Annotated in this window: 10 protein-coding genes; 8 read left to right on the top strand and 2 right to left on the bottom strand. The window is 64.5% G+C overall.

Going from position 1 to position 9,429, the window contains the following annotated elements; all coding sequences use genetic code 11:
- Positions 1-318: 318 nt before the first annotated feature.
- The 8 genes from HMPREF3036_RS07750 (at position 319) to HMPREF3036_RS07715 (ending at position 7,910) form a co-directional block, all read left to right on the top strand.
- Positions 319-912 carry a TetR/AcrR family transcriptional regulator gene (locus HMPREF3036_RS07750; protein WP_005436815.1) on the top strand — a complete coding sequence of 198 codons (594 nt, stop codon included), beginning with the start codon at positions 319-321 and terminating at the stop codon, positions 910-912.
- A 141-nt stretch (positions 913-1,053) separates the two neighbouring features.
- Positions 1,054-2,232, top strand: coding sequence for an alanyl-tRNA editing protein (locus HMPREF3036_RS07745; protein WP_062333251.1), 1,179 nt, complete (start codon positions 1,054-1,056; stop codon positions 2,230-2,232).
- Positions 2,233-2,258: 26 nt separating this feature from the next.
- Complete coding sequence (locus HMPREF3036_RS07740; RefSeq protein ID WP_062333248.1) at positions 2,259-3,146, top strand: AAA family ATPase; 888 nt, start codon at positions 2,259-2,261, stop codon at positions 3,144-3,146.
- Between the two features lie 210 nt (positions 3,147-3,356).
- On the top strand, positions 3,357-4,157 hold the full coding sequence (locus HMPREF3036_RS07735) for a sulfite exporter TauE/SafE family protein (RefSeq protein WP_005436821.1): 801 nt from the start codon (positions 3,357-3,359) through the stop codon (positions 4,155-4,157).
- 212 nt (positions 4,158-4,369) lie between these two features.
- On the top strand, positions 4,370-5,131 hold the full coding sequence (locus HMPREF3036_RS07730) for an ABC transporter permease (RefSeq protein ID WP_005436822.1): 762 nt from the start codon (positions 4,370-4,372) through the stop codon (positions 5,129-5,131).
- Positions 5,132-5,878, top strand: coding sequence for an ABC transporter ATP-binding protein (locus tag HMPREF3036_RS07725; protein WP_062333245.1), 747 nt, complete (start codon positions 5,132-5,134; stop codon positions 5,876-5,878).
- A 16-nt stretch (positions 5,879-5,894) separates the two neighbouring features.
- Positions 5,895-6,836 (top strand): ABC transporter substrate-binding protein, encoded by a 942-nt coding sequence (locus HMPREF3036_RS07720; protein ID WP_197457962.1) that lies wholly within the window; start codon positions 5,895-5,897, stop codon positions 6,834-6,836.
- A gap of 99 nt (positions 6,837-6,935) precedes the next feature.
- Positions 6,936-7,910: an alpha/beta fold hydrolase gene (locus tag HMPREF3036_RS07715; protein WP_082897410.1), complete on the top strand. Its 975-nt coding sequence runs from the start codon at positions 6,936-6,938 to the stop codon at positions 7,908-7,910.
- Here the strand turns inward: HMPREF3036_RS07715 and HMPREF3036_RS07710 are convergent.
- Entirely contained in the window at positions 7,843-8,832 is a 990-nt protein-coding gene (locus HMPREF3036_RS07710) for a tRNA dihydrouridine synthase (RefSeq protein WP_062333242.1), read from the bottom strand. The genes HMPREF3036_RS07715 and HMPREF3036_RS07710 overlap by 68 nt on opposite strands.
- Positions 8,833-9,086: 254 nt before the next feature.
- Positions 9,087-9,429, bottom strand: a 343-nt coding sequence (locus HMPREF3036_RS11585; RefSeq protein WP_156469782.1) for a zinc ribbon domain-containing protein, incomplete at its 5' end; no start/stop codon positions are given.

The raw sequence follows: 9,429 nt of genomic DNA, 5'->3' as shown, positions 1-9,429 counted from the left end.
GTGAAGTGACCGGCGTCACGCACGGCACGAACCGCCTCGGCGGCAATGCCTACACGGACATCATCGTATTCGGCCGCATCGCCGGTGAAGCCGCCGCCAAGGCTGCGAAGTAATTCGCGAAAAGGCTCCTTCAGGGTCCCATGCCTCCTCTCCGGGACCCTGATCAAGGTCAGCGGCCCGCGCCAGTCTCCGGCGCGGGCCGTTGTCCATATGCGGCGTCCTCCCTGCAAACCCATGCGCCGCGCCCGTTTCAACGCATCAGGGCGTAAAATCGGGTCAGTGACCACCATCTACCTACATTTCCGGCAAGCATTTCCCATGAGCAGTGAAAAGGCCCTCCGAACCCGCGCAGCCATCATCGCCGCCGCCCGCGGCATCATCCTCAAGGAAGGCATCGGTGCGCTCACCATGGACCGCGCGGCCCAGGCCGCAGGCATGAGCAAGGGCGCGTGCATGTACCACTTCAAGAACAAGCGCGCGCTCCACGCCGCGCTCATCGAGGACTACGCCGCTCATCTCGACGGCCAGATGAAGCGCCACGAGGCGCTCTTCGAGGGCCGTCCCGACGAGACGCTCGTGCCGGGATTCGTCGAGTGGTTCAAGACCTTCGAAGCCGACAGCCGCGACTGGGCCGACGTGGGCGTCGCGCTGCTCTCCAACTTCGTGCACGACGACGAGCTCATGAAGCCCGTGCACGACTGGTACCAGAAGCTCTGGTTCCGCATCCAGGCGCTGCCCGAAGCGGAGCGCCTGCCTCGATTCGTGGCCATCATGGCGCTCGAGGGCTTCTTCTATACTCGCAAGTTCGGCGTCAATCCGCCCTTTGCGGAACTCAACGCGCAGGCCTACGGCTTCATCAACGAAAAGCTCGTGGGCGAGGGCGCCGTCAGAAGAACGAAGGACGTCGCCTGATTCACGTCTTCCCCAAGCATGCATTGTCCTGCGGCCCGGAGCGCCGGCTTCGGGCCGTCTTCGTTGCGCGTTTTGCGCATCCCGAAGAATGCGCATAGACTTTGCAGTCTCACCACTCAGGTTTTTTTCAAGGAGCCGTCCATGACCGCCATGACCGAACTTTTCTATCGTGACCCCTATGCCTGCAAATTCACTTCGAAGGTGACCTCGTGCGTGGAAGGCGAAATGGGCTTCGAGGTCATGCTTGAAGACACGGCCTTTTATCCGGAAGGCGGCGGACAGCCTGCGGACCACGGCACGATCGACGGCGCAGCCGTGTTCGACGTGCGCCGCACGCCGGCGGGCATCGTGCACTATTGTGAAAAGGCGTTCGATGTCGGGCAGGACGTCAAGGGAGTGCTTGACTGGGAGCGCCGCTTTGACAACATGCAGAACCACACGGGCGAGCACGTCTTCTCGGGCATCGTCAACGCGAAGTTCGGCTTTGACAACGTGGGCTTTCACATGGACGACGATGTTATTACCTGCGACTTCAGCGGCGTGATGACCGAAGAGGAGGTGGCCGAAGTCGAGCGCGCCTGCAACGAGGCGATCGTCGCCAACGTTGAGGTGGGCATCTCGTTTCCCGACGCCGAGGCGCTTGAAAAGCTCGCCTACCGCAGCAAGAAGGCCCTCAAGGGCGACGTGCGCATCGTGGACGTGCCCGGATGCGACCGTTGCGCATGCTGCGGCGTGCACGTGAGGAGCACGGGCGAGATCGGCCTCATCAAGGTGCTCTCCTCGATGAAGCACCGCGGCGGCACCCGCGTCTTCTTCGTATGCGGCATCCGCGCCCTCAGGGACTACGAGGCCCGCATCCGCGAGACCCGCGCCGTCTCCGCGCTTCTCTCCGCGAAGCCCCTCGAGATCTCCTCGGCCGTCGAGCGCGTGCTCGCCGAGTCGGCCGCCAAGGACGCGAGGATTGCGGCGATGAACCGCACGATCTTCGACTTCAAGGCCGACGCCATTCCCGCTCAGGAGACGCCGCTCGTCGTCCTGGAGGAAGGCTTCACCCCGTTTGAGCTCCGCCAGTTCTGCGTGCAGCTCTCCGAAGCGAAGAAGGCTCCCTTCATCGCCGTCATGTCCGAGACCGAGCCCGGCGTCATGAGCTACGTCTGCGCCATCCCCGACGACCTTCTGCGCCCCGTGAGCATCGCGCTCAACAAGCGCCTCAACGGCCGCGGCGGCGGTGCGAAGGGCTTCGTGCAGGGCAGTTGGAAGGCGGACGAGACCGCCGTCAGGGAGGCGGTCGCCGCCGTCTGGGCCGAGCACACCGCTTAACACTAATATTGCAAGGAGGAACGGCCTTGATCCGATCCGTGAGCCTCCGCGGCTTTATGAACATCAATGACGGGCGCCATGCGTTTGCGCCCGGTCTCAACGTCATCGTCGCGCCCAATGGCGCAGGCGGACACAACCTGCTCAAGCTGCTGTGCGCCGTCGAGTCCGCGGGCGCCTTCACGACGCGCTGGATGACGAAGCTCGGATACGCGCAGTCGATCACGGGCCGGCTGAGGGAGAACTTTCGTCCGGGCTGCGTGGGCGACCTCGCGCGCGGCGAGTGCGCCGTCGAGCTCGAGCACGAGGAGGCCCAGGGCACGCTCGCCTTCGGCTTCAAGAGCGGCTCCGAATTCGTCTCCGTCGACGCCATGCCGTCGGGCACGGCCCCTGGCCGCCCCGTCTTCATTCCCATGCAGGAGCTCGCCTCCTTCGTGCCCTGGTTCCCGAAGCTCTTCGAGATGTGGCATGTCGGGTTCGAGGGCGTCTGGCGCGACACCTGCTCGGTGCTCGGCGCCGAGGACACGAAGTCCGAACCCGCAGCCCCGCTTGCGGCGCTCCTTGACCGACTCGAAAAGAGGCTCGGCGGCCGCGTCGCCGAGCATCCTGACGACAAGAGTCTGGTCGTCATCCGTGGGGGCGCCATGGTGCCGATGTCTGAACTCGACTCGGGCGAGCGCAGGATCGTGATGCTCGCAAGGCTCGTTCGCAACGGCATGATCTCGCCGGGCATGATCCTCTTCTGGAACGAGCCCGACGCCTGCATGGACGACGAGTTGCGCAGGCTCGTCGCGACCTCCGCGGCCGCCTTCGTCGAAGCCGGCGTGCAGGTCTTCGCGTGCACGCACTCCGAGGCGCTCGCCGACCTGATGATCGGCCGTTGCCCGCCGGGACTTGCCGCGCGCATCAGGCTGTGACGCAAAGAAGACTGTGAAAACGGAATGCGGGACGTCCATGGTTAGGCGTCCCGCATTTTTTGAGCAGGATGAAGAGGACGGCGGGTTTTCGTCCTTGATGGAAGACGGCGGGCGTATCATGTCGGAAAGTCCCGCACGGTCCGCCACGCACACGGCGCGTCATGCGCACTCCCTCGGTTACACCCATCAATACAAGACGACAACACGGTCATGCTTGACTTCATCGAGCTCTTCATTCTCGGCATCGGCGTCGGCTCCTTCGGCGCTCTCGTCGGCATCGGCGGCGGCCTCATCATGGTGCCGCTCTTCATGTACTTCATGATGCCGCCTTCGGGCAGCACCTTCGCGAACGTTCAGGAGGTCGTGGGCACGAGCCTCTTCGGCGTGCTCCTCAATGCGCTCTCGGGCACCTGGGCCTACTTCAGGCAGAAGCGCATCATCCTTAGCGTGGCGATGCCCTTTGCACTCGCCACGGTGCCGGGCGCCTTCCTCGGGAGCTACGTGAGCGAATGGTTCTCCGGCCCCGCCTTCTCGATCACCTTCGGCGCGTCGCTCGCCTTCCTCGGCTGCTTCATGTACTGGAGCTCCCGCAACAAGGCCGCCAACCGCTCGGCCGACGAGTTCGATCCGAACGAGCTCCCCAGAAGCAAGATCTGGCTCGGCATCGGCTGCTCCTTCTTCGTGGGCTTCATCAGCTCCATTCTGGGCATCGGCGGCGGCGTCGTGCACGTTCCGATGATGGTCTTCCTGCTCGGCTTCCCGCCGCTCGTCGCCGTGGCCACCTCTACCTTCGTGCTCATGGTGAGCGCCGCCATCGGCGTCGTCGGCCATGCGCTACTCGCCCACATCGTCTGGGCCCCCGCCGTCGCAGTGGGCTGCGGCGCCATCGTGGGCGCACAGCTCGGCGCACGCCTTGCTCGAAAGAGCAAGCCCCGCCTCATCGTCATCCTGCTCTCCTGCGTGATGGTCGCCCTCGGCTGCCAGCTTGTCTGGCGCGGATTTTCGCTCTGATCAGGGACAGACTACTTCCGTCCCGCATGTCTTTTCCACGCCCGGCCCAGCGCCGGGCGCGTCCCTTCAGGGGCTGTGCCTTCTTCGCCGTTCTCCAAAGTTCCGGACTCCTCGTGTGAGAATGGTTTGCATCAGGACCGCTCATCTGCTACATTATCCCGACAAATTTACTCGGGTATGACCGTAGCCGTCTCCGGTCCGCCCGCTCCGACATGAACCGTTCATCGCTTCCTTTACTGGGCCTTGTCATCCCGGCGGCGCTTCTTGCCGCCTGGTGGCTCGCCGCGCACTCGGGCGGGATCGCGCCCGTTCTCCTGCCGTCGCCCGAGGCGGTGTGGGAGGCGTTCGTGCGCATGGCGGCCGACGGGTCGCTGGCGGCGCACATCGGCATGAGTGCGATGCGCACGATGACGGGCTTCGTGCTTGCGGCCGCCTTCGGGATCGGCTGCGGCGTCTGGTTCGCGGTGAGGCCCGCAGCCGCGGCGGCCTCGCATTTCGTCATCGAATTCCTGAGGCTCACGCCTCCGCTTGCGCTCATTCCCGTTCTCATTCTCTGGCTCGGCATCGACGAGGCGCCCAAGATCGCGATCGTCTTTCTCTCGAGCTTCTTTCCGATCTATCTGAGCGCGCTCACGGCGGTGAAGGGCATCGACCCGAAGCTTGCCGAAGTGGCCGAGCTTCTCAGGTTTACGTCCGCCGAGCGCTTTAGGATGCTCACGCTTCCTGCGGCCATGCCCGGGATTCTGGCGGGCCTTCGCATGGGCTTCGGGTACAGCTGGCGCGCCCTCGTAGGTGCCGAGCTCATCGCCGCCTCATCGGGGCTGGGTTTTCTCATTACGGAGAGCTCCGAATTCGGCAAGACCGACGTCGTGTTCGTCGGCATCTTCACGATCGTGGGGCTCGGCATTGCGGCCGACGCCGTGATCTCGAGGCTCGTTTCGGCGCTCTCGCGCCGCATTTCGGAAGCTGCGTAGATGGTGAAGGTTGAAATCAGAAATCTCAGGAAGGCCTTTTCGTCCGACAGCCGCACGACGGCTCCGATCGACGGACTGTCGCTCGAGATGCCCGCGGGCGGCATCACGGCCGTGATCGGCCGCAGCGGCTGCGGGAAGACGACGCTGCTGAGGCTCCTTGCGGGACTTGAGAAGCCCGATTCGGGCGAAATCCGCATGGAGGACGCGCAGGGTCGCGCCGCCGCGCCCCGCACGGCCGTGGTCTTTCAGGAGCACAGGCTGTTTCCCTGGATGAGCGTGAGAAGAAACGTGGAGGTGGCCGTGAGACACCTGCCCGCCGACGAGCGACGCGCGAAGGTCGACGCCGTGCTTGCGCTCACGGGCCTCGCGCATGCCTCCGAGTCGATGCCCGCCGCGCTCTCGGGCGGCATGAGCCAGCGCGTGGGCCTTGCCCGAGCGCTCGCCGCCGAGCCCGAACTCCTCCTGCTCGACGAGGCGTTCAGTTCGCTCGACGCTCTGACTCGCCGCCAGCTCTATGACGAATTCGTTCGCATTCACGCCGCGCGTCCCGTCACGACCGTGCTCGTCACGCACGACGTGACCGAGGCTGTGCTGCTCTCGAGCCGCATCTGCAGGCTTGAGAACGGCGTGATCGCGCGCACCTACGACAATCCCGCGCCTTATCCGAGGAGCCTCGCGACTCCTGGACTCGGCGCGCTTTCCGAAGAAATCCTCCGCGGCTTCCTTGAAGAGGAGCCGCTTCTATAAAAAGGAAATCCTGAAAATGATGAAGAAGCTTCTTGCCGCCGCCGTCTGCGGCGCCTTTGCCGCGTCCGCCCTCGCCGCCATGCCCGAAAAGGTGACGATCGTCTACGTGAAGAGCCCGTTCAACCTTCAGAACATGGTCATGAAGGAAAAAGGCATGCTCGAGAAGGCCTTTGAGAAGGACGGCGTCAAGGTCGAGTGGAAGTCCATCAACTCGGGCGCCAAGCAGGCCCAGGCCATGGCGGCCGGCGCCGTCGACGTCTCCGCCGTCATGAACACCGCCTCGCTCCTCATGGCCAACGGCTCGGGCAATCCCGTCTACGTCGCCTCGGGCGTCTCGCACCCGACGGACACCTTCGCCATCGTGGGCAAGCCCGGCGCCAGTCTCTCCGTGAAGGACCTCAAGGGCAAGAAGGTCGCGGGTCCCCGCGGCACCGTGCTCCATCAGCTCCTCATCGCCGCTCTGGTGAAGGAAGGCATGTCGGCCGATGACGTCGAGTTCCTCTCCATGGACATTCCCGCCGCCATGACCGCCGTCACGAGCGGCCGCGTCGACGCGGCGCTTCTTGCCGCGAGCGGCATCATCAAGGCCGAGGAGGCGGGCTGCCGCGTCGTGACTACCGCCAAGGGCCTCGTCGACGTCAACCTCGTCATGACCGCCTCGAAGCAGTTCGCCGAAAAGCATCCCGAGGCGCTCGAAACCGTCGTGCGCGTCGAGCGTGAGGCCGACGAGTGGATCAAGGCCAACTGGCAGGTGGCCGTCTCCATCGGCGCGAAGGAACACGGCATCTCGCTCGCCGACGCCGAAAAGCTCGCGGGCTGGTCCCACTATTACGGCGTGCTGACCGACGCCGACGTCAAGGGCCTTGAGGCCGACCAGAAGTTCCTCATCGAGAACGGCCTGATGACGACGCCCGTCGACGTGAAGAGCATCGTGCTTCCGATCGCTCTGGGCAAGTAAGCCCGGACAGCGTTCAAGTTCAGCGCCGTCACGAAGGTCCGGCCCGCATCCCGGCGGCGTCCCGGGCCTTTTTTCTGATTGTTCAGGAGGATTTTCCCGATGTCCTGCCGTCCCGTCGTTCCGCTCTCCTTCACGCGTCATGGTGATGCGTCCCGTCCCGCCGTCATTCTTCTGCAGGGACTCGGCATGGCGTCGAACGCCTGGCCCGCCGAACTCGTCGATGCGCTTGTCGAGACGGGACTCCAGGTAGTGCTGCCCGACAACAGGGACGCAGGAAAAAGCCCGCGCGTGACGGGCGTTCGCGTCAGGGATGTCGAGGTGCTCGGCGCTGTGGCGAGAACGCTCGCGCGCAGGAAGGTTTCGGCTGCCTACGATCTTGACGACATGGCGGACGACGTCGTGGCGCTCGCCGACGGTCTCGGCATCGGGCGCTTTCACGTCGCGGGCTTTTCCATGGGCGGGATGATCGCGCAGACGCTCGCCCTGCGTCATCCCGAGAGGATTCTCTCGCTCGCGTCGCTCTCGTCCGCGACGGGCAATCCCGCCACGGGCCTCGGCAGGCTCGGCACGATCTGGAAGATCATCCGCCCGAGAGGACCCGCGCGGACGAAGGAAGAGGCGAGGGAGGAGATGCGGGAGATCCTGCTTGCGCTCTCGGGGCCCGCCTTTCGCGGCGACGTCGAGGCGCTCGAGCGGATGCTCGACCGCATCGAGGACACGCCGCTCGACATGGAGGCGACGAAGCGGCAGCTGCTTGCGATCCTCGCGAGCGGAAACAGGTCGGAGGCGCTCGGGCAGATTCGGGTTCCGACGCTTGTCATTCACGGCACGGCGGATCCGCTGCTGCCGTTCGCGGCGGGCGAAGAGACAGCGGCCGTGATTCCGGGCGCGAGGCTCGAGCCCGTGGAAGGCATGGGCCACGAAGTGCCTGCGGCGCTCGGACGGCGTTATGCTGAGCTTGTCGCAGGGAATGCGGCTCGGGCCGAACCGAAGGGGGGGAGCCTGATCAAAGAGGCTTGTACCAAGAGGCGCGGGCGTCGCGGCGAAGCGGGCAGGTCTCGACGAGCCTCCTGACGGCGTCGGCGAAGGCCTCGGGCGTCTTTGACTTGAAGATCTCCTTGGCGGGGCGCTCGCTCTCGTCATAAAGGGCGAGCTGGTAGAACCAGTATTCCTTCATGCGCATCATGGCGTTCTTGAGGCTGCCGAAGGCGGCCGTGTAGCTTTCGAAGAGATCGCGCCGGAAGTCGTCGAGCTCGGCTTCGGTCGCGGGCTCGCCACCACGGATCTTGCGAAGCAGCGCGGGGTCGGCCATCAGGGCGCGGCCGATCATCATCTGGTCGATGCCCGGATAGCGCTCCGTCATCGCGACCGCGTCGGCGGGCGTGACGACGTCGCCGTTGTAGCCCACCTTCATCCTGAGGCTCGGATAGAGGCGGTCGAGCGTCTCGAGGCGCACGTTGCCCTTGTAGTGGTCGCTCTTGAGGCGCGGGTGCACCGTGAGGCGCTTCATCGGAAAGCGGTTGTAGACGTCGACGAGACGGTCGAACTCGTCCTCGGAGGCCCAGCCGAGGCGAGTCTTCACCGAAATCGCGATTGGAAGGTCCGCGCTGAAGATCTCGTCGAGAAAGCGGATCATGGCCTCGGGCTCGCGCAGAAAGCCCGAACCCTTGCCCTTTGCGACGACTGTGCCCGCGGGACAGCCGAAGTTGAGGTTCACCTCGTCGTAGCCCATGTCGGCGAGCGCCTTCGCGGACCAGAGGAAGTCGGCCGTGCGGCGCGTCAGAAGCTGCGGAACCGCATGAATGCCCGCATTGGCCTCGGGCGCGAGCTCGCGCATCTGGCGGTCCGTGAACTGCGGCAGGGTCGTGGGCGTCACGAAAGGAATGAACCAGTCGTCCGCGCCCGTGAAGTGGCGGCTGAAAACCTGCCTGAAGACGAAGCCCGTGAGGCCCTCCATGGGGGCGACGGCAAGCGGCGGAACGATCGTGGCGGACATGTCGGTTTGCTTGGGAAAAAGGTTGGAAAATTGAGTGTGCGGCGAATGGGATTCGGGATTCTACCCGATCGGCGCCTCGGGCACGCATTCGGGACGGTGCGGCGGACCGGAATGAGGAAGGGGAGGCGAAAGGCGACCGGTGCGTCGAAATTGGGGGTGTTGCGGATGAAAAAACGAGGAGTTTCCCAACGGTTCTTAAATGACACATTTGTTGACGTTCTCTCCGCCGTGAACGACGGAGATTCTCTACTGCGTTAGCAACTTGCGCTGCTGATTACTTCGGTGGATTCCTGCTGCTGATTCGGCGCCGGTTTTTTAGACCGACCCGGATTCACTTGAGCCTGAGCATTCTTCTCAGACTCCCCACAGGCTAACGAGCTTCGTCCGCGCTTTTTGCTGTTGATCGCAGCCACGACGTCCGCGTTTCCCTGATGTCCGCAGGAGATGCATTTGAACAACGCCTGCGTCTTGCGATTGTCTTTGGAAACACAGCCGCATATCGGGCAGGTGCGACTTGTATTCTGCGGCGGCACCGTATGAACGTGTCCGCCCAGTCTCAACGCCTTCCATAGAGTTGCCGCGAGGGAACATCCGACT

The organism is Sutterella sp. KLE1602 (assembly GCF_001578585.1).
GTDB lineage: Bacteria > Pseudomonadota > Gammaproteobacteria > Burkholderiales > Burkholderiaceae_F > Sutterella > Sutterella wadsworthensis_A.
This window is presented reverse-complemented; position numbering and strand designations above follow the sequence as displayed.